Genomic DNA, 18,722 nt, shown 5'->3' on the forward strand with positions numbered 1-18,722 from the left:
TTATGCAAGTCTTTACTGTATGGATAAACAGGTGTTAGGCTCGCCGCGCTTTGTGCACAAGGCAGGGGCCACGGCTGGACTTGCAGGAAGGGTCTGCGGGTTCGGTGGGCCGGGCTGGATGTTGACGCATCCACCCGGCTCGCCTCTTTAGCTACCGGTTCACTTCACGCACATAGGCCTGGCAGGCCTTCAAGGCGATGATTGCTCGGTCGCCTTCGTCGGTGATGGCGATAATTCGCTGAGCATGCGCTCGGTCAAGGTAGGCGCGTACGGGGTCATGAACCACGCCTGCGGGGCCGGTGGCTTCTGGCAGCCCACAGCCACGGTGCGGGGTTGAGGTGACGTCGAGTAAGACTGACAACCGCTGATCAGCAGTAGCAAGCCGGTCACGCAAACGAGCCTGTGTGCTCTGTGCATCATTCAATTCCTTCCAGTGGGTTTCCGCCGAGGCGGCCAGACGCGCCTCTAGCTCTTCGCGCTTGTCCTGATGGATCTGCAGCTGGTCGATGACCGCAGCCGCTGCGGCTTCGCGCTCGGTCTGGTAGCTCGCCGCCTGCTCTGCCAGCTCCTTGCCATAGCGCGTGTCCTGCCACATCCAGGCCCCACGGGCGCCCACGTAGGCGCCCAGCAGCAGGGCGAAGATCACCAGCCGCGCATCGGGCGAGATCATTGCAGCACCTCAAGTGCACGCTCATACAGCGCCTTGCGGTCATCAAAGCCGCTGATACCGCCGTTGATGCGTTTGGTGATCGCGAGCAGATCACCCTTGTCAGCCAGGCTGTTGAGCCCTTCTTTCTGCCAGAACCAACCCGCCGACAACGCGGCGTACACTGGATGCTCAAGGAGCTCCGGCGTGTTCAGCAAACGGCTGTCGCCGAACAGCGCTTCGCTGCAGGCGGCGTAGTTGCTCCGTCCGGTCACTTGGATCAGCCCGCGACCACGGAACAGCCATCCGTCCCCGCTGGCCTCCGGCCGGTTGCCCATGCGACCGCCGTACGCTGCGTTGGCGAAGCGCTCAGGCTTACCGGCCAGCTCATCGGCGCGCGGTACCAGCGAACGCCAGCGGCTGCCTTCAGGTGATGCCTGACCGATCTGACGGATACGGTCTGCCCGATAGTTGAGGCTTTCGACCAAGGTGCGCAGTTGACCCGACTCATGTCCGATCTGCGCAATGAAGGCCGCCATGCGCTGGCGACCGACAATGCCGTACTTGCCCATCGTTGCATTCAGGGCAGGAACAAAAACGCCAGCTTGTCGGCTGGCGTTGGGGAGGATCTGCTGCAGTTGCTTTTCTGTGACTGCCATCATGTGTGTCCTGTGAAAATGGTCAGGTAGGTCCAACATCCACTGTGCGCAGTGGCTTGGTTGCCTTTTTCTTCTTGCCCTTGGCTTTCGCCTTGCCCTTCTTGCCGCCGTTGCACTCGACGACCGTGGTCCAGCCTGAGCCGTTGAAGGTGTGTTCGACGCCGTCCACCAGGTACTCGCCGTCCAGGCCGTTCTTGAAGCCCTGGGCGTTGATCGAGCGCTCGGCGAACAGATCGGTTCGTCCCATCATTTCCAGCCGCACCCCGGCCGTGCTTCGGTTGAACGCGGCCAGGCGGGCGCGAGCGGCCTGCTCTGCGGCTTTCTGGTCCGGGTATACATGGCGGTCGGTGTGCACCGCAGGGATCCCGGCGGGTGCGTCGTCGTTGCCCAGCTCCACTATCCTGAGGGCGCCAGTCTTCTTGTCCTGGTGCTTGGTCTTCACCGCCTTCTGCGCGCTGCGGTCACCCAGGCGGAACGAGTAACGCGCCACGTCCTGACGCCTGATCACCACCGCACCGAATGACTTGCCGCCCGGCGTGGCACCGCCTTGACGGGGCATCACCAGCAGCTGGCCGTTGGCGACCTTGGCTGTGCAGTCGTACTGTTTGGCCAGCCGAGTCAGAAAGTTGAAGTCCGATTCGTTGCGCTGATCGACACGCGGCACCTTTGTCTGCACGTTGCAGCCTGGCTTCCAGCCGTTGCGCGCCGCCACGTCGCTGACGATCTGCGACAGCGGCACGTTCTCCCAACTGCCGCTGCGTGTGGTCTTGCCGCTCCCGCGCATGTCGCTTGCCTTGCCGCGCAGTGTCAGCGTATCGGGCGGTCCAGTGAGCTCCAGCTCATCCACCGCATAGCTGCCCAGGCGTGCCAGCGCCTGCCCCTCATAACCGAGGAAGATCTCAATCTTCGCCCCGCGCGCGGGCAGCGTTACAGCCTGTTCGCGGTCATCGATGTGCAGCTCGAACTCATCGGACTCCATGCCCGGCTTGTCCTTGGTGCGTAGCAGCAGCAACCGGTCGTTGATCAGCGCGGTGATATCGCGGCCGTCAGCGACGATGCGAAACATCGGTTTCATTGGCCCTCCAGAATTGAAAAGCCCCGCACACGGCGGGGCTCGATAAATGGGGCCGCGATCAGTCCCACAGCGTGATCTCTTCGGCCTCCGGTTCAGCCAGGTCAGGCAGGGTGATCAGGATCCCGGCGCGGTAGGGTTGCGGCTCATCGGCCAGCCCCTGATTGGCCTGCAGTACTGCCTCGACGGTCCCGCGCAAATGGCCGTAGTAGCCATTGCACAGGGTGTCGAGCAAATCCCCGTCAGACGTTCTGCATATCAACGCCATACTTGACGAACTCCAGTGCGAAAGACTGTTTACGCGGGATGCCCCCGGCGAGCAGCGAGGCTTGCTCTTCGTCCACGCTAACCAGGCACCAGCTGCCGAGCACCGAGCCATACCCGGTGGTCAGCATCATCGGCTTGAGCTCTCGCGCAATAGCGCGCAGCGCATCGAGCTGGCCGATACCGCCCTTGAACGTCGGGAAGATTGCGCCCTTGATCGTCAGTCGGTCTTCGCCCTGACCTACGCCCTGCTGGGCGATGTCGCGCGTCAGCCGCTCTTGACCCTGCCAGCGATAGGCCGTCTTGCGGCTCAGCTCATCGAAGGCCGCCGTATCGAGGTTGAAGTAGAACGTGCGCCCGCCCGGTTTGAGGGGCTGCATCACCAGCAGGTGCGCGAACGGCTTCACAGCTGCAGCCGCAGATGAACCGGCAGGCTTGATCGCACCTGTCGGCAGAATGCCAGGCGTCTTGCCGACCAGGCCCGCGATGCGCCTGGCCGCCGAGCTGGCACGACCCGTTTGCGAGCCCAAGACCGTCAGCACCCCGAGCACCGCAGTGGTGCCGGGGGTGGATGGTCCATTCTTGTTCGCCACCTGAGTCGCGAACCCCTGCGCGGCCCGTATCGCGCGCAAGCCGCGCTGCAGCTTTGCGCCCTTCTGCGGATCCAGCGAGCCGCGCCGCTCCAGCTCATCCGCCGCGACCGTCATCCCCATGACCGCGATGTTGAGCGGATCAAGCATCCCGCCTGGCCCGTTGCGGCCCGCCTCACCGGCCGCAACGACGGACGACAGCACCCGCGTCATTTGCTCTTCGTATGCCATGGCACCTCCTTAGGCTACATCCGCTGCGTCGTACAACTGCCCCGAGCTCATGCGGGCACCGGCATCCCGCTGCCAGCCTTCCCACATGCCCCGCAGCGTGTTTTCTGCCGAGCGCACAACTTGCGCCGGATCCTTCACATCCCCCTGCACCACCAGCGACACCGACGGCGCGAACGAAAACGCCTGATCGACCTTCGGTGCTGGAGGCTTGGGTGGGGTGGCTGCGCTGGCCACCTGTGCGGCACTCGCTGCAGGCGGCGTGGTCGCGACCAGGTCGCGCACCACTTCCCCAGGCGCCTTGGCAACGGCCTGGGGTTTGTCCTCGCCGAACAGCTTCAGCCCGAGCCAGCCGCCCAGCGACTCGCCGCCCATGCTGCCCAGGGCGGCACCGATGGCCCCGCCGATGGCTGTGCCGATGATTGGCACCACCGATCCCAGCGCGGCACCGGCAGCACCACCGGCCAGCGCACCGGCAAGGCCGCCAGCAGCGGATCCGTAGCCGTCAGCTTTCTGGTCTCTGGTCTCTGCGTTCATGGCGGTATCCAGCACGGTCATCCCTGAGTCGAGCAGCGCCCCACCAGGGGCAAACCTTGAGACCTTGCCCGCAACTCCCAGCACCTTGCCGAATCGCCCCGGCCCACCGCTGGCGGTAAGCGGCGCTACCGTGGCAGCAGGTGGTGCCGCTGGAACAACGGGGCGCGGCACAGACGTGCCTGCGCTCCGACGCCCTGCCCGACCGATCCGGCCGTCACGACCACGTCGGGCACTGCGGCCACGTCGCCGGGGCTGGCCAGGACCATCACCACCAGGGCCGCCGCCCAATCTACCCAATGCGCCGGCATTGACCACGAAGACACGCAGAGGCTCGCCGCCAAGGCCCGTCGCGGGGTCATTGCTGGCAGGTGCGCCGAATACCTTACCCAGCGCACCTAGCCCCGCGTCGACCACCGGGTTTCCAGTCTTGGCGGCCACCTCCCCTGCCGCAGCCGCACGACCGGCCGTACGGGCCATCACGCGGCCGCGAGCCAGGTTGACCACACCGCGTCCGATCTTCAACGCGCTGCGCGCCGTCACCAGAGCGGCAATACTCGCCGTCACTGCTGCAATGCCCTGCACAACCATCGGGAAGCCGTCGCTCAGCCACGTCAAGCCTCGGGCCACAGCTTTGGCGCCCTTGGCAAACGCATCAGTCGCAGGTCGGATTGCGTCGCCTACGCTGCGCATGCCGTCATCGACCGCCTGCAGCGTCTCGGCCCAGATCTGCGCCGAGGTCTCACGGCGCTCGGCCAGGTTCTTGTCCAGAATGCCCGTGGCCTTTTGCGAGTCGGCTTTCAACTCGGCATAAAGCCCACGGTTCTGACCGTATGCAGTGAGCGCGGCCTTGACCTGCATGTCCGCGAACAGATCACCCGTGCGCAGGGTCTTTTCCAGCGCCTCCAGCGCGGCCTTGGCCCTCTCCGGGTCGACCTCCTTATCGATCTTGGCCTGGGCATCCTTGAGTTTCTGCGCCTTGGCTGGGTCCGTCGCCTGCACGTACTGCATGGCCAGGGCCATCGAAGATTCGATGACGTTCATGCCCTTCTGCAGCCCGGTGTTCAACGACGCCTGGTAATCGATTCCGGCGTCCTTGTACGCCTTGACCACATCACTGGCGCCAATCTTCTCCATCCAGTTCTTAAAGTTGTTTGCCGCTTCGTCCGAGCTGCCCGCAGTCTTCATCTGCACCTGCAGCATCGAGCCGAGCGATGTAACAGCCTCTAGGCCGGTGATCCCGTTCTTCTCCATCCCTGCCAGCAGCTGCGGGAACCACTTGGCCATGTCGTTGGCCTCGAAGCTGCCCGCCTGGCCCTGGAACGCGATAGCCTCCAGCGCCTGCTGCATCATCTTCGGATCGGTGATTTTGGCGTTCTGCTGCAGGGCCATGATCATGCTCGCCGTGTCGACGCCCGAGGCGCCCTGCCCCACAGCGAACTTGGACGCGACCTTGGCGTACGACATCGCCTGGTCCAGCTCCATGCCCGCACCGACCAGCTGGTTGATCAGGTCCGCCACGTCGTTGCGCGACATGCCGGTATCCGTCGACGTCTGGATAACGGCCCGACTGAGCTCCACCTCTTTAGGCGTGTTGGCCGCGTCCGACTTGATCGCGATGTCGCGAATGATCGCCTGATAATCCGCGCTGATCTTCGTCGGCACGGCGGCCAGGCCGACGCCCACCGCCGTCGCACCGACTGCGGTTTTCAGGGACGACCGCCCTGCCGCGATCTGCTGGTGTCCCTTGAGTTGCAGATCTGCAGCTTTGGCTTCCCGTCCCAGACGTGAGTACTCCCGCCCGAGACGTCCGACCTCCACGCCCTGTTTACGCAACGCGTCGAGGTTGGTGTTCAGCTTGCGCAGCAGTTTGTCAGCCGTGGCAGCACCGGTATCGTGTGCCCGCTTCCATTCTGTCTGCAGCTTCATCGTTTCGCCGATGGTGCTCTTGAGCACCTTGGCCTTTTCACCCTTCTTCGCCAGCTTGTCGATGCCGCCTTCCACTGTGCGGAAGGCGTTGCCGACCGACGCCGCAACCGCGCCGCCGAGTACCAGCGATAACGAAACCTTGTTCGCCATCTGTCACCCCCTGTGCGGCTCAGTCCGTGAGCCACCAGACCATGTCCGACCAGGTCATGGCCTGAATTTCGGCCGACGAGAAACCCAGCTCCCGGGCCAGCCGCTTGGCCAGCCCCTTCTGCAGGTTCGCGTTAAAGCTCGTCTTCCTGCACCAGGCGAAAATAACCGGCCTGCAGGCGTGAATAATCCTTCAAGACCAGGCCTTCCAGATCCTTGACGCCGACTTGGGCCAGGGAGGCGAACAGGTTCAGCTCGGTCTGTTCTTCGTCGCCGCTGGCTGTCAGCTGCGCAGCGCGAATGTCCCGCACCGTCGGGGCACGCAGGGTGATTTTGTCGGCGGTGATGCCGTTGAGCTCAGTGGGCTTGCTCAGCGTCACGATCACGCTGTCGGCGCCGAGGTTCAGGTAGTTGGGCAATGGTTTGGCCATGGGTCAGTTCCTTGTGTTGAGAGGGGTTAGAGGCCGAGGGCTTGGCGCTGCGCGGCGAGCTGGTCGACGCCATCAATCACACGCTTCATGCCGAGTGCATCGATCTCGTAGATCACACGCCCGTCGACTTCGAGCTTGTAGTAGGTCACTCCGACCGAGTGCTTGATCTCGGCCTTGTCGCCCGGTTTCCAGTCGCCCAGGTCTACTTCCTTGAGCGTGCCGCGCAGGGTGACGACCACCGGCTTGATGACGCCCTTCAGGCCCTTGAAGGCGCCCCGAAAAGTGCCGTTGAAAGCGGTACCGTCGGCCAGGCCGAAGAACTTCAGCGACTCGCGCCGAATCCCGGTGGTGGTAAAGGCCGCCTCCTGTTTCTCCATGCCTTGGTCCAGCTCGACCGGCATGTCCATACCGCCCGCGCGGTGCTCTTCGGTCTTGAGCGTGAGCTTGGGCAGGGTCAGGCTGGGCACATCGCCCTGAAAGCTCACGCCATCGACGAACAGGTTCAGGTTGGCCAGGGTTTCGGGAATCATTGCCATTGCAGGTGCTCCTTAAGTGCGGGCGTCGAGGACTTCGGTCAGCCACTGGTTGGTGACTTCAACGCGGAAGTTGGGGTTTTCGGCGGGCGGCACGTCGGTGAAACGGATGTTCCAGTACACCTTGCCCTGCTCCAGCTGGCTGGCCGTGTTCAGCTCGGTGTCGGCGTACACCTCGAAGTTGATGATTGCGCCCTGCGCCTTCAGGTCGCGCATGAACGCCTGCAGGCCCTCGGTCACGTCCTTGACGTAGGTGGCAGTGATCGATCGGTCAACGGCCCACTTGTGGCCGTACAGGATCGCGTCCATGACGATGTCCATGGTGCGCACGCGGGTGACGAACGCCCATTTGGGATCACTCGACAGGGTACGGTTGCCCCACAGTCGGTAACCGTCATCGCGGATGATGGTGGTCACCTTGGCGTTGTTCAGCAGGTTCGCCCGGCAGGTTTCATCACCGTCGAGGAACTCGACCGGCCGACCAGTACCGGTGATGCCGACGAACTCCTTGTTCGACGGCGAGGCCCAGAAGCCGTATTCGCTGTCGGTCCAGGCGAACAGACCAGCCACCCAGGCCGAGCTGGGGGCGTTGACCGTCGCGCTGGTGTCGGTGTCCCACAGCTGCACGCCCGGATCGACGATGTAGGCCCGCTTGGCACCGAACTCGCCTGCGTATGCGATTGCCGCCTCATCAGTGGTGTTCGGTCCATCAATGATCGCGATCCCACGCAGCTTGTCCGCCAGCGCCACGAGTGCGGTACCGACCGCCTGGGTGGCACTGTGCTTGGGCGTGATCAGCAGCCGCGGCTGTGCGTTGAACCGGCTCTTGCCATCGAGCAGCGCCTGCAGGCCGGTGCGCTTGCCGTCGGCCTGGACACCGCCGATGATTGCCGAGATCTGTTCGGCGGGTGTATCGAGCTTTGCCACCCCGCAGGCGACGATGACTGCCTTGGCGCGCATGTAGATTGCGCGGCAGGCCTTGGTGATCGCTGCGTTTGGCCCGAAGGCCGCAACGGCCTCGCGCTCGCTGGTGATCAAGACCAAGTCGTTCACCTTTGCCGAGGCATCCGCACCAGGCGTGAAAGTGTCGACCAAGCCAATGATCGAGGACGACGGCAGCGCGATGACTCGGGCACCGGTATCGACGTTCGTTACAGTGACGCCGTGGAAGAATCCAGCCATGTTTACTCCAGATATGAAAAAGCCCCGCAATGCGGGGCCGTGGGGGTAAGAAAGGTGATAGCGCCTAGAGCGAGCGATCTCAGGTTTGATCAGCGATCCAAGCAGGCGGGTTCGGCCTATGCTCGGTCGCAGGGAATACCGTCCCTTGCGGCCAGTCACGCAACTGCTGGATGTAAGCGAGTAACTCTGAGAACTGAGCACTTGTGAGCGTTGTGGGATGCCCCTGATCGACCTCATCCCGATGACGCTCTCGCAGCCACGTCACGCGCTGTATCTCGCCATCTCGCCAATATCGCTCCCGGCGGCTCGACGCATCCGGGTCAGGCGCAGCTGTGGCGAGCTCAGGCATTCCACCCTCGCCCTGAATGATGAGTTGTCCTTGACGTTCGCCTTCCAGCAGTGCTTTTTTCAGCTTCACATCGATCTCAATCGCATCGGCCGGGATCTGATCCTGTGAGTAAGCCGCTGAGTCTAGGAAACTGCGGGTGTCGTGGTGGTAGTAGATCTTCATCATCAATACCCTTCAGTTGCCGAATGCAACCCAGAAAATTGCGCCAGGGGAAGCGGTGTAGTTGTTTTGCAAGCGAACGACCGAACGCGACAGCAGCGCCGCACCCGGAGCATTCGCCGCGCGGACGTTCATCGTGTGAAATGCCATCGTCGCGAGCACGCCAAATCCTTCTTGCGGGAATGCGAGCGATAGTGTGACGTCACGTACTGGCCCCACTTCTGCAGCAGCGTCGACCGCAGTGGGTATGCCCGTTTCGAGTCCCCAATTGATAACCATGCCGCCGAGCCACGTGGGGAACGCAAAGTGCCCCCGCGCACCGAACAACCACGAGACGCCGTAGCGGATTTTGCCGGGAGTGACCACCTTCTCCTGGTTAGTGCCCGCGACTAGCTCATCAAGAGTGGCGAGTTTTACAACGCCGTAATCATCTTCACGCGCCTGGCGCAGAAAGTTGCCAAGCCGAGCTGACAGGGTCTTAGGCGTTATAACCTTTTCGGTGTTGTTGCCTTGGGTGACTTCTTCGGCAGTCGCAAGTTTGACGACGCCGAAGTCATCTTCTCGCGCTTGGCGCAGATACTTACCGAGCACGCCCTTGAGGGTAAGCGGAGAAATCATCGTGTTAGAGTCTTCACCAGTATCTGCCGCAAGCTGCGAAGAGAAACGCGCGATTCCCTCTCGGCTGGTGGTCGCTTGCAGTATCTTTGCAGCAATGGCTTGGAAGACCCGCAATGCGCTCATCGGCTTTGTCGTGTCAGAACCCTGCTCAGCTTCGACTTGGCTTGCCATGGCAATGCCATAGCCGCTCAGAGTCGTGGGCAGGCCCGTCAAAGCACTGTAACGCACACCCCACAACAAGCTGCCGTCCCCCTCCATCGGCCCGCTGAACGAAACTTTCGTGGGGTAGACACGCATCCCGTTACCTGATGCCCAAGGCTCAGGGCCCAGCGCAATGAACAAATTGTTCACCACATTCTGATTGCCCCATGCGCCAATCGCGCCTTTCCAGTTCCTCGCCGCCTTGTCGCGGAACACCAGGCCATTGGCCCAGCTCGCGGAGCTGTCCCCGATCATGTTGAGCACGCGCGATTCTGTCATCTGTATATCGCCGGTCATCTCACCACCTGCTAGCGGCAACCGGGTATTCACGCGTGAATCGACATACTCTCGTGTAGCCAGCACAACAGACGGGTCAATCTTCAGCTGCACGTTGCTGGAGCTGCTGACAACGAGATTCATCCGAACGACTTGGGTACGCCCCGACCCCTGGTTGAGCATCGGTTTGTAGGTCGGCGCGCAATTGGCCACCGCCACAAGGTCGCCGTCCGCGTCATACAGCCCAATCTCACGAATCCAGCGCCCGCCCACATCAGCCGGGATGATTTGCTCGGCGACGATAATGGCGCTGTCTTTCTCGTCTACTTTCAGCTGATTCAGCGGCGCGCGGCGCCACTCGCCCAAGAGCGCGGTCTGTGTAGCGTTCGGCGTCGGATCGGTGCCGTTGGCGTCACCCACGCCCATCTGCGTGATCTTCCACGGGATGCCGAGGGCGTCAGCGTTAGCCTGCTTGGCCGCCCCCACGTTCGTGAGGATGGCGTAAAACTGGGAGTTCTGGTCAACCATGTGCAATGTCCAGAGTATCAATGGTGTGTTCACGGCCACCACGGCCGATGCGGCCGGTGACCTCGATTTCACGCGAAATGGGCGGGTAAACGTCGAGCACATCGCCGTCGCTCACTGAGCCACCGATGAAGTACTTGCCAAGGGTTTCGAGGCTGATCTGCAAACCTGTCATCTGGCGGCTCACAGGCCGCGCGTCATCGAGCAGTGCCGTCAGCTCGCGGTACGTCTCTTCACTGATTCCGCCGTTGGAAACACCGATCTTTAGCGCAAAAGTGCCGGGTACACCCTCAGGCTGCTGGTTGAACCACTCCAGCACCTCGATCAGGTACCCAAAGGGCTCAACGACGCGGCGCAGAGCGCCAATGGTTCCTTTGCGGGCATGGACACGAAACGCCGAGCGGATGACCGAGCGCTTGACTTCGTCCGACCAAGTATCGTCCCAGCGGTCCACCGACCACGCCCATGCCAGCTGGTACAGCAGGTGCGACGGGCAGTTGTCGGGGTGGTAGAGCGCTCGCAACGGCACCGTCGGAGTCTCGACAGCTGCGGTTTCTATGGCCCGCTCCAGCAGCGTGCTGTTGTGAGGAAGTAAGCTCACGTCACCTCCCCACGCTTAACGCTCACCCCAGTGCACCAGGCGGCCTGGGCTTTTGTCGGCCGCAGATCAAGCCAGCCGATCAGCTCAACCCGGCTGACACCGTCGATATGCAATTGGGCGTCAATGCCTGAGCGGGCGACCTCAACGCCAAGGCGACGTCGCGGATTGACCCATGCTTCCAAGCGGCGCTTCGACTCGGCAAGCACCGCTTCACCCTCTGGACCTGAACCGGCGAGGTACACGACCGCATCGATCTGATAGCGCAGGATCTCAGCGCTCTGCACCCGAACCCTGTCAGCCACGGGCCTGACGTCGTCGTCATTTAGATGCAAGGCAACCTCTGCCAGCAGGTCGGCGCTGGCGTGGCCATCGTTTTCGACGCTCAACACCGTGACATCAACAACGGCAGGCGACGGGCTCTCAGCGGTTGCATCCGCGACCCTACCCGACGCATTGCGCGCGTGCAGAATGTAGCTGTTACGTGGCCCCGCTGTGGTCAGGCCCTCATAGACCAGCTGTACCCGCTCACGCAGAGCCTCATCAGTCTCGAACACCGCCGATACCGGTGGCACGGCAGTGAGGTTTTCAGCCTGCACCAACAGCCGCTGCAGGCTGACATTCGCCGCGAGATGATCAAGATCACTGCCCTTGGCGTAAGCGAGCAGTAGCGCCTTGGCCGCGTCGTTGATACGCGAGCGGGTGGTGAGCTTGCGATATGCCCCTACCTCGATCAGCTTGGTCACTGGGTCGCTCTCAAGCAGCGCCGTCCAATCATCTCCCATATTGACGCGGAAAGCTCTCAGATCAGCCTGGTACTGATCTTCAAAATCCAGATCTTCAAGCACCTGCGGCGCAGGAAGCGCCGTCAAATCAATCATGCTCACGCGCTCACCTCCACAACCATGTTGTCGCCCAGGTACACACCGGAAAGCTCCAGGGTGATCTGCCCGTCCAGCACCGCAACAACGCGCACGCGCTCCAGCTGCAGACGCGGCTCCCAGCGCCCCAACGAACGAGCCACTTCCGCTTGCACCGCGCTTTTCCAGCCATCGTTGACTGGCAGATCCACAAAGCGGCGCAACTCGCTGCCATATTCAGGCCGCATGCGACGACTGCCGATGGGGGTAGTCAGGATGTCTTCGATGGACTGCCGTAAGTGGGCCACGCCCGACAACGGCTGCCCGCCACGGCGGTCCAGTCCGATCATGGCGTTACTCCACTCGCTCGAAGTCAGGATGTCGCTCAAGGCACGCTATGGCCTCGGCATCCCTCGTCGGCACCACGACCCGCCCCGCCGCCACCAGCAATGGACGCAGGTTCGTGGTGAAAATCTGCCGCGAGGTGAACCGCGTGTCACGGAACGACGCCACGGCAGGAGTGATCAACGGGTCATCAGGTTTCTTGTTCGCCATACATTCTCCAGGCCAAAAAGAAGCCCGCTCGAGGCGGGCTGTCAGTGTTTGTGGTTCGGCGTGTTCCCGGCTGTATCGATGATCCGGGCCCCGCCGCGTATGTCGCCCGTCACCTGCAAGGTGCCGTTAATGGTCACGTCTCCGGTGACGGTGACGCTGCCTGTCTTCGCGGTAATCGCCGTGTCCGTCACCACCACCTCGCTACCACCCACCTTCACCGTGGCGGTGCCGCTGGGTAGCGTGATCGAGTAGGACTTGGCTTGCCAGTCGTACACCAGAGAACCACCATCATCGAAGCGCCAGACCTCGGTGTGGTCGCGGTTATCAGGTGGGGCACCTGCATTGCCATACAAGCCGGGCACGAAGGTACCCTGCGCGGGTTCGCCACTCGGGCTGACAAGCATGCCCTGCTCACCCAGGCTAGGCGCCCGCCAGTGCCTGGCCTTGCCAGCCGCGAGCGCATGCCAGCGTACCCAGGCGCTGGTCCAGTCGTCGCCGTCCGAGACACGCACCATCGCCGCCTCAAGATCCACCGCAACAACCCGACAAGGGATCACCAGGCTGGCCAACATGCGGTCATGCTGCGCAGACACATAGCTCATGTGATCTCTCCGGCAGGCGTGTAATCCTCCTTGTGCCCGGCACCGAGATCGGGCTCGAAGCCCCACATCAGCGAGCTGGCCGGCTGGTTCGGCCAAGGCCATTCCTCCTCGCCGAGATAGATGATCTGGGTCCACTCGACCACCCACACGGCATACCCATCCAGCTCCGGGCGGGTCCAGTCCTGCTCGGCCCGCACGAACACCGCGTTCTCGACGGAAAGCCCCCACGTCTGCATGCGCAGCAGCACGGTCAGTTGCGCGCCTGCGAATGCCGCGACCTTCAGCGCGTCTTCCACTTCGCTCCCGACGATCACGCGAGCCTCGAACCGGGCCTCGACGCCGGTTTCGCCTGTGCCAGGATCCGGGCCGGGCTCCCAGCCTGCCAGCTCGATCACTACGGCAGGCAAAGCCAGCACCCGCATCTGATCGGGCATGGCCGTGACCAATTGCAGGCCAGGGATGGCAGCGCTGATGTGTGCTTCCATTGCGGCATACAGCCACGCTAGGGGGATAGGTGAATCATCCATTGCCGGACTTCCTCAAGTATTTCTGCAGTTCGAAGTTCAGCTCCTGCTCCATCACCTCCAGCAGGCGCTCGTGAGCGCGGCGAGTCCAGGACTCGAAGTGCGGCCTGACGCCTTCCAGAGAGATCTTGGCCTTGGCCAGGGGGAAGCGACTGTCGTTCTCGGCAATCCAGCCCGAGCTGACACCGCCCGCGCCCGACACCTCGCTATCCGGGTAATCGCTGGCCTTGAAGTGCTTGCTGACCATGCGGATCCAGATATCGGGCTTGCCGCCGTAGACCTTCTTGAAGAACGCCCCTTCATACCGGCGCCCAGCAACCGACACGCCCGACCGGGTCTGCCGGGCTCGCCCCGCGCGGCTGGCCTCAATCGCGTTGATGCCGAACCAGAGCTTGCCCTGTCCGTTGTTGTTCACCGGGTAGGCCCGCAAACGCTGACGCACCGCCGCGATGGCTATCCGCTGTTCCTTGCCGACCGCCCGGGCGATATGCGTCTGCAGCCAGCGCAGCGTCTTGTTGAGCGACCGGCGCTGAGCAGCGGCCGCAGCCTTGGGCACCAGGGCAGCGAAGTCCTTGAAGGCCTCGATCTCACCCGGATCGGCCTGCAGGGTGATCAGGCCGGAATTGGCCGACTGCTTGGTGTGGCTACCAACGCTCACGGCGCCTTCCTCAGCACCAAGGTCACCAGTCCGTCCCCGCCAGGCTCAACGTTCGTGATGATGTAGTTGCCGCCACCATCCTCGGGCGGCAGATCGATCGCCACGGCTTGGCGTATCTCGACGCCTGCGTTGTCGCCGACCCGGATGACCAAGTGCGGCTCCCGCAGCCCGGTGTTGATGCGGCCGAGCTTGGGTTGCAGCCAGGGCGCCGAGAACATCCCCAGCACCTCACACCCTTCGATCCGGGCGGGATCGCCCAGTACTTCGAATACCGTCTCATCCAGATCTTCCACCAGATCGCGGAAGCTCATGTCAGCGCTTCGCTTTCAAGCGGATGATCGCCTTCGGCCGGGTGACCAGGTGCAACGGGTTGGACTGCGCTTCGCCTGCAACACCTTTCTTGAAGGGCATCATTTCCAACTGGCTGTAGTAAGGCAGGCCCTCGGTGTTGACCGTGTCCATGTAGTCGGCCGGTGCGAAGCGGGTGATGCACAGACCCGGCACACCTTCAGGCACCAAACGGGCATCGTCATCGCCTACGAACGCGGTGCTGCCCACCTTGCCACGGTAGCGCTCCCAGGTGATGCCACCGAAGTCGAACGCCTCACGGCCGTCAGCCCGCAGCGCGGCAGCGTACTGGGTGCCCTCGTAGGTTTCCTTGACGCTGCGATGCGCGATCAACAGCCGCCAGAAGTTCTTACCGCAGAAGGCTCGCGCGCCCGAGCTGGCCGTCGCGCCCAGCGCCTCCTCCTGAGCATCCAGTGCATCAACGCACTTCACCCGGACTTCGGTTTCGAGCTTGTCCAGATCCATCACGATCTCGACTGGCTTGATGTCGAAGCGTTTGTAGATATCGAGCAGCACCGTTTTGCCATCGGCATCGAGCACAAAGCCGTTCAGGGCGCCCATGCGGTGAAACTCATGGGTGGCATCCAACTGACGCCGAGCCTTTGCCAGGCGCTTGTTCACCACGTCCTGCACCGCTTGCAGCTCGGTCTGCGATCCGAAGGCGCGAATACCTTGGATCTCGTCGGCCTTGATCGCAAAACGCTCAGGCAGGTGCACGGTGTTGAACGGCAGCAGGATCCGTTTGCTGCCACCGACCACCAGGCCCGAGGTGCCGCGCTCGCCTGCCGGTACCAGCGCGAGCGTCTCGCCGTCCTTCTCGACCTGCACGGTGATGGTGGTTACCCCCTCTTCCTCGAACAGACCCAGCTCAGCGATACGCCCCGGCACAAAGGGCTGCTCGTTGATAGCGGCGGTTAGGGCCGGAACAGTGAATGCGTTGTCTTCAAAAATCTCGATGTCAGCCATGAAGGCCCTCCAGAAATGCAAAACCCCGCACTGGGCGGGGCTGGAATAAAAAGGTTCGCGGTCAGCGAACGATGATGAACTGCGAAGCGAGGGCTTTCTCGCCGTCCAGATCCAGGCCGGTCAGCAGGGCTTCCGATACCTCAGCAAGGCGGACCACTGCCCGGCCTCGACGAGGCACGTCGGAGGAGCCAACGGAGGCGAACAGAATGCACTTGGCGGTCTGGCTACCGTCCTCGGCTGCAGGGTCATACGGTGCGAACTGCCCAGAGGCGGTGACCAGGCCAAGCACCTGACCGGCCACCAGCGCTTCGCCCGGCGCGATATCAATCGCCTCGCGAGAGATCTGCCCGGCCCCTTCGGACAGCAGGAATTCACCGGCATGGACCGGTTCGACGTAGGTGTTGCTCATGTTCAGGCTCCTTTGCCGGTATGTTGTTGCGTGGCCTGCCGACGGGCAGACCAGATGTTGCTGGGGTTGGGTAATGCCGCCTTCACCTTTTCAGGCTCGTCCTCGGCCGGTGGGAGGCTATTGTCGATCTCGAAGCCCTTGCCAGAGCCAACCAGCTTGTCGAACAGACGAGCACGCACCGCTCCGGGGTCCAGCCCAGCCTGCACATATTCTGCGGTGAGCTCCGGCAGGCGGGCCGCCGCGCACAGATCGCGCACGGCCTTTGCGCGGGTTAATGCAGCCTGCACAGTTGCTGCGTCTGCAAGCTTCGTAGATGCGATCAATGGCTCGACCAAGTTACTGATACCGGCCTTGGCGCAGGCCTGGGTGATCTGCAGCGCCAAAGCAGCCGAATCTGGTTCGGGGCCTGCAGGAGGTGCGGCGGGGGTATCCTGCGGCTCGGTTGGCACCTGCTCGGCCTGGCTCGCTTCAAGCTGGTCCAACAACGCTTGCGGGGTTTGCCGGTACCGCGCGAGCGCGGTGCCCTGCCCCAGGCACGCTTGAACCTTGACGCCATTGCCCACCTCATCGGCCAGGCCCAGGTTCAGTGCTTCCTGAGCCGTCAGCCAAGTTTCGGCATCCACCATCCGGCGCAGCTCTGCGTCATCAATGTCCGGCGCTTTGGCCTTGTAGGCCGCAATGATCGCCTCGAAGGCCTGGTCGAGCATGTCAGCCACTCGCCGCAGATCCTCGGCATCGCCGCCCACCCAGGTATAGGGGTTGTGGATCATCAGCATGGCGTTGGATGCCATGATCACCCGATGCGCGCCGCAAACCGCGACGCTCCCCGCGCTGGCAGCAAGGGCATCGATTCGCCCTGTGCAACGCTCACCGAGCCGCGCCAAGGCGTTGTGGATGGCCAGGCCCTCGAACAGGTCACCCCCGATGGTGTTAAACGCGACGACCACGGGGGAGTCTCCGTCGTCCACAGCCTTGAGATCCTGGATGAACTGATTGGCGGTGATGCCCCAGGCGCCGATCTCGCCGTAGACGTACACCTCGATGACCTTGGCGTCGCCCTCGGCCTCGGCTGCGGCCTTGATCGTGTACCACTGCTGGTCCTGCACCGGCTGCGTGGTCCTGGCCTTGTTGAAGATGCGGAACGGCATCAGCGGTTTCAGCGGTTTCATTTGCTCTCCTTCTTGTCGGATTCGTCGGGGTCATCGTCGATGGCCGACAAGCTGCTGTAGTTGAGGCCCAGGTCTTTCGCCCTGGCGATATCGGCGGCGTTTTCCTCATCCACCGTTTCTGCGTTGGTACCCGCTCGCAGGCACATTTCGCTACGCGAAGCGAAGCCTGCCCCCACTTCGAGCATCCGCGATTGCACGTCCTGCACGGGATGGATGTAGGCCCAACCTTGCGGCACCCAACGCGTGCGCAGGTACTCACGGCGCCGCTGGGTGTAGTCAACCAGGTCGAGCGCACCCGACAGCACCGCCATGTCCATCCAGGCCGACCGCACTGGGCGGCACAGTTGATGGACGTACACCTGGAACTGAAGCTGCTCGAGGCGGCGGCGAAACTCTGTGAGCACCACGCGGATCGCGCGGTCGTTCACGTCGCGCATGTCGCCGGTCATCAACTCATAGGGCAGCCCTGCCCCAGCCGCTGCAGCGGTCAGTTGCTGCCGCATGAAGTCGGGGTAGTTGTTACCGCCATCGGGGGGATCCGAAAACTCGACCTGCTCGCCCGGCAGCAGCTCCTGCATCGTGCCCGGCTCCAGCGCCACCATCGGCGTGAAGCTGTCACGGTCGTAGTTGACCGGTGCGCCAGTGACCATGTCCACGGGGGGAGGCCCCATTGCGTCCGGGGCGGGCTTGCGCACGAACCCGGCAAACAGGTTGGCGACTTCCTGGCGAAACAACACCGCATCGTCGTAGTTGTCCAGGCTGCGCAGACGCTTGAGTACCGGGGCAAGTCGCGGCACTCCCCGCAGTTGTCCAGGCTCCAGTGGCTCGAAGACATGCAGCATTTGCTCAGCCGGAACGCGCACCAGCGGGTTGTAACCGGCGTTCTGCGAGGACTTGTCGCTGGGATGGTTGCGGTAGCACCAGTAGGCGACCCGGCGCCCGATGCTGTTGAACTCGATGCCAGCGCGGATCACATTGCCAGAGCGGGTTATTTCGAACTTGTCATGCGGCACGAACTCGGGGGCCAGGCATTGGAGTTGGAGCGGTACCGCCAGCCCGTCTTCCAATCGCCGAGGACGAAGCCGCACGAAGCATTCCCCGGACTGCTCGACGGTGCGCGCGATCAGCGCTTGCTGGCCGTAGAAGTCGGTCAGCTCATCGGCGTCCGACTCATCGACCCAGTCCTCCCACAGTACCTGCATGGCCCCTCGCAGGGCCTTGTCAGTCAAGCGGGGTTGCGGGGTAATGCCGGTGCCGATCAGGTTGCTGACGCGCTTGTCGATCACGTTGGCCGCGTACGGGTCATTGCGCACCGCAGCGCGGGAACGCGAACGCAGGTTGCGCAATGCCGGCATGATGAGGCTGTTCGGCCCGGTGTCCGGTGCGTCCCAGTTCGACGAGCGTCGTCCTTCGGCAGCCCCGTCGTAGCTGGCCTTGATCCGCTCAGGCACCAGGATGCCGGAGCGCGTGGAGATAAAGCGACTCACAACCCTTTACCCCCGTGGTAGAGCCGCACCACCCGCGAGCGCGGCCCGGCAGACTGGACCAGCTCCGAACGGATCAAGTCACGGGCGCGCATCAGTTCGTCCACGGACCGGTACTCGACCGTCCGGTCGGTGTAACGCACGGTCTTTTCGCCGCGCGCAATTGCACGCTCGACTGCCGCGAGGTGAGCTTGGGTATATGCCAT

24 protein-coding genes are annotated in these 18,722 nt (G+C 63.0%); all 24 read right to left on the minus strand.

Translation table 11 applies throughout. From position 1 onward, the window contains the following. Positions 1–151: 151 nt before the first annotated feature. The gene (locus F6X62_RS09440; protein WP_178117540.1) at positions 152–670 is read right to left on the minus strand and encodes a lysis system i-spanin subunit Rz; all 519 of its coding nucleotides are present in this window, start codon (positions 668–670) and stop codon (positions 152–154) included. After that, entirely contained in the window at positions 667–1,305 is a 639-nt protein-coding gene (locus F6X62_RS09445) for a glycoside hydrolase family 19 protein (RefSeq protein WP_153773326.1), read from the minus strand. The genes F6X62_RS09440 and F6X62_RS09445 overlap by 4 nt, the downstream gene beginning before the upstream one ends. 22 nt (positions 1,306–1,327) lie before the next feature. After that, positions 1,328–2,380, minus strand: coding sequence for a phage late control D family protein (locus F6X62_RS09450; protein ID WP_153773327.1), 1,053 nt, complete (start codon positions 2,378–2,380; stop codon positions 1,328–1,330). Between the two features lie 58 nt (positions 2,381–2,438). Then, positions 2,439–2,645 carry a tail protein X gene (locus F6X62_RS09455; protein ID WP_153773328.1) on the minus strand — a complete coding sequence of 69 codons (207 nt, stop codon included), beginning with the start codon at positions 2,643–2,645 and terminating at the stop codon, positions 2,439–2,441. Continuing rightward, complete coding sequence (locus F6X62_RS09460) at positions 2,620–3,462, minus strand: phage tail protein (RefSeq protein WP_153773329.1); 843 nt, start codon at positions 3,460–3,462, stop codon at positions 2,620–2,622. The genes F6X62_RS09455 and F6X62_RS09460 overlap by 26 nt, the downstream gene beginning before the upstream one ends. A gap of 9 nt (positions 3,463–3,471) precedes the next feature. Continuing rightward, complete coding sequence (locus tag F6X62_RS09465) at positions 3,472–6,072, minus strand: phage tail tape measure protein (RefSeq protein WP_153773330.1); 2,601 nt, start codon at positions 6,070–6,072, stop codon at positions 3,472–3,474. Positions 6,073–6,203: 131 nt separating this feature from the next. Beyond that, complete coding sequence (locus tag F6X62_RS09470) at positions 6,204–6,500, minus strand: phage tail assembly protein (RefSeq protein ID WP_153773331.1); 297 nt, start codon at positions 6,498–6,500, stop codon at positions 6,204–6,206. Positions 6,501–6,526: 26 nt separating this feature from the next. Beyond that, a complete protein-coding gene (locus F6X62_RS09475) occupies positions 6,527–7,036 on the minus strand; it encodes a phage major tail tube protein (protein WP_153773332.1) in 510 nt (169 codons plus the stop codon). A 12-nt stretch (positions 7,037–7,048) separates the two neighbouring features. Further along, positions 7,049–8,215, minus strand: coding sequence for a phage tail sheath family protein (locus F6X62_RS09480; protein WP_153773333.1), 1,167 nt, complete (start codon positions 8,213–8,215; stop codon positions 7,049–7,051). A 79-nt stretch (positions 8,216–8,294) separates the two neighbouring features. Beyond that, complete coding sequence (locus tag F6X62_RS09485; RefSeq protein WP_153773334.1) at positions 8,295–8,729, minus strand: phage tail assembly chaperone; 435 nt, start codon at positions 8,727–8,729, stop codon at positions 8,295–8,297. A gap of 9 nt (positions 8,730–8,738) precedes the next feature. Continuing rightward, positions 8,739–10,346: a phage tail protein gene (locus tag F6X62_RS09490; RefSeq protein ID WP_153773335.1), complete on the minus strand. Its 1,608-nt coding sequence runs from the start codon at positions 10,344–10,346 to the stop codon at positions 8,739–8,741. Next, positions 10,339–10,944 carry a phage tail protein I gene (locus F6X62_RS09495; protein ID WP_153773336.1) on the minus strand — a complete coding sequence of 202 codons (606 nt, stop codon included), beginning with the start codon at positions 10,942–10,944 and terminating at the stop codon, positions 10,339–10,341. Before F6X62_RS09495 ends, F6X62_RS09490 begins: the two co-directional genes overlap by 8 nt. Beyond that, on the minus strand, positions 10,941–11,828 hold the full coding sequence (locus F6X62_RS09500; protein ID WP_153773337.1) for a baseplate J/gp47 family protein: 888 nt from the start codon (positions 11,826–11,828) through the stop codon (positions 10,941–10,943). Before F6X62_RS09500 ends, F6X62_RS09495 begins: the two co-directional genes overlap by 4 nt. After that, a complete protein-coding gene (locus tag F6X62_RS09505) occupies positions 11,825–12,151 on the minus strand; it encodes a GPW/gp25 family protein (RefSeq protein ID WP_153773338.1) in 327 nt (108 codons plus the stop codon). The genes F6X62_RS09500 and F6X62_RS09505 overlap by 4 nt, the downstream gene beginning before the upstream one ends. A 4-nt stretch (positions 12,152–12,155) precedes the next feature. Continuing rightward, positions 12,156–12,356, minus strand: coding sequence for a hypothetical protein (locus F6X62_RS09510; RefSeq protein ID WP_153773339.1), 201 nt, complete (start codon positions 12,354–12,356; stop codon positions 12,156–12,158). Between the two features lie 41 nt (positions 12,357–12,397). Then, positions 12,398–12,958 carry a phage baseplate assembly protein V gene (locus F6X62_RS09515; RefSeq protein ID WP_153773340.1) on the minus strand — a complete coding sequence of 187 codons (561 nt, stop codon included), beginning with the start codon at positions 12,956–12,958 and terminating at the stop codon, positions 12,398–12,400. Next, positions 12,955–13,485, minus strand: a complete 531-nt coding sequence (locus tag F6X62_RS09520; RefSeq protein ID WP_153773341.1) for a hypothetical protein — start codon at positions 13,483–13,485, stop codon at positions 12,955–12,957. The genes F6X62_RS09515 and F6X62_RS09520 overlap by 4 nt, the downstream gene beginning before the upstream one ends. Then, the gene (locus tag F6X62_RS09525) at positions 13,478–14,140 is read right to left on the minus strand and encodes a hypothetical protein (RefSeq protein WP_153773342.1); all 663 of its coding nucleotides are present in this window, start codon (positions 14,138–14,140) and stop codon (positions 13,478–13,480) included. Before F6X62_RS09525 ends, F6X62_RS09520 begins: the two co-directional genes overlap by 8 nt. Next, positions 14,137–14,451: a hypothetical protein gene (locus tag F6X62_RS09530; protein ID WP_153773343.1), complete on the minus strand. Its 315-nt coding sequence runs from the start codon at positions 14,449–14,451 to the stop codon at positions 14,137–14,139. The genes F6X62_RS09525 and F6X62_RS09530 overlap by 4 nt, the downstream gene beginning before the upstream one ends. A 1-nt stretch (position 14,452) precedes the next feature. Further along, a complete protein-coding gene (locus F6X62_RS09535; protein WP_153773344.1) occupies positions 14,453–15,454 on the minus strand; it encodes a major capsid protein in 1,002 nt (333 codons plus the stop codon). 61 nt (positions 15,455–15,515) lie between these two features. After that, positions 15,516–15,863: a head decoration protein gene (locus tag F6X62_RS09540; protein ID WP_153773345.1), complete on the minus strand. Its 348-nt coding sequence runs from the start codon at positions 15,861–15,863 to the stop codon at positions 15,516–15,518. 2 nt (positions 15,864–15,865) lie between these two features. Continuing rightward, complete coding sequence (locus tag F6X62_RS09545; RefSeq protein WP_153773385.1) at positions 15,866–17,023, minus strand: head maturation protease, ClpP-related; 1,158 nt, start codon at positions 17,021–17,023, stop codon at positions 15,866–15,868. Positions 17,024–17,028: 5 nt separating this feature from the next. Beyond that, positions 17,029–18,519, minus strand: coding sequence for a phage portal protein (locus tag F6X62_RS09550; protein WP_153773346.1), 1,491 nt, complete (start codon positions 18,517–18,519; stop codon positions 17,029–17,031). Beyond that, a complete protein-coding gene (locus F6X62_RS09555) occupies positions 18,516–18,722 on the minus strand; it encodes a phage head-tail joining protein (protein ID WP_054925440.1) in 207 nt (68 codons plus the stop codon). The genes F6X62_RS09550 and F6X62_RS09555 overlap by 4 nt, the downstream gene beginning before the upstream one ends.

Source organism: Pseudomonas sp. MNR3A, assembly GCF_009650575.1.
GTDB lineage: Bacteria > Pseudomonadota > Gammaproteobacteria > Pseudomonadales > Pseudomonadaceae > Aquipseudomonas > Aquipseudomonas machongensis.

Coding starts and splice junctions, on each gene's coding strand:
- F6X62_RS09505 (WP_153773338.1), bottom strand. CDS start 12,151: ATGATCGGACTGGACCGCCGTGGCGGGCAGCCGTTGTCGGGCGTGGCC.
- F6X62_RS09440 (WP_178117540.1), bottom strand. CDS start 670: ATGATCTCGCCCGATGCGCGGCTGGTGATCTTCGCCCTGCTGCTGGGC.
- F6X62_RS09475 (WP_153773332.1), bottom strand. CDS start 7,036: ATGGCAATGATTCCCGAAACCCTGGCCAACCTGAACCTGTTCGTCGAT.
- F6X62_RS09450 (WP_153773327.1), bottom strand. CDS start 2,380: ATGAAACCGATGTTTCGCATCGTCGCTGACGGCCGCGATATCACCGCG.
- F6X62_RS09520 (WP_153773341.1), bottom strand. CDS start 13,485: ATGGATGATTCACCTATCCCCCTAGCGTGGCTGTATGCCGCAATGGAA.
- F6X62_RS09555 (WP_054925440.1), bottom strand. CDS start 18,722: ATGGCATATACCCAAGCTCACCTCGCGGCAGTCGAGCGTGCAATTGCG.
- F6X62_RS09490 (WP_153773335.1), bottom strand. CDS start 10,346: ATGGTTGACCAGAACTCCCAGTTTTACGCCATCCTCACGAACGTGGGG.
- F6X62_RS09510 (WP_153773339.1), bottom strand. CDS start 12,356: ATGGCGAACAAGAAACCTGATGACCCGTTGATCACTCCTGCCGTGGCG.
- F6X62_RS09470 (WP_153773331.1), bottom strand. CDS start 6,500: ATGGCCAAACCATTGCCCAACTACCTGAACCTCGGCGCCGACAGCGTG.
- F6X62_RS09540 (WP_153773345.1), bottom strand. CDS start 15,863: ATGAGCAACACCTACGTCGAACCGGTCCATGCCGGTGAATTCCTGCTG.
- F6X62_RS09455 (WP_153773328.1), bottom strand. CDS start 2,645: ATGGCGTTGATATGCAGAACGTCTGACGGGGATTTGCTCGACACCCTG.
- F6X62_RS09530 (WP_153773343.1), bottom strand. CDS start 14,451: ATGAGCTTCCGCGATCTGGTGGAAGATCTGGATGAGACGGTATTCGAA.
- F6X62_RS09515 (WP_153773340.1), bottom strand. CDS start 12,958: ATGAGCTATGTGTCTGCGCAGCATGACCGCATGTTGGCCAGCCTGGTG.
- F6X62_RS09460 (WP_153773329.1), bottom strand. CDS start 3,462: ATGGCATACGAAGAGCAAATGACGCGGGTGCTGTCGTCCGTCGTTGCG.
- F6X62_RS09480 (WP_153773333.1), bottom strand. CDS start 8,215: ATGGCTGGATTCTTCCACGGCGTCACTGTAACGAACGTCGATACCGGT.
- F6X62_RS09535 (WP_153773344.1), bottom strand. CDS start 15,454: ATGGCTGACATCGAGATTTTTGAAGACAACGCATTCACTGTTCCGGCC.
- F6X62_RS09465 (WP_153773330.1), bottom strand. CDS start 6,072: ATGGCGAACAAGGTTTCGTTATCGCTGGTACTCGGCGGCGCGGTTGCG.
- F6X62_RS09445 (WP_153773326.1), bottom strand. CDS start 1,305: ATGGCAGTCACAGAAAAGCAACTGCAGCAGATCCTCCCCAACGCCAGC.
- F6X62_RS09485 (WP_153773334.1), bottom strand. CDS start 8,729: ATGATGAAGATCTACTACCACCACGACACCCGCAGTTTCCTAGACTCA.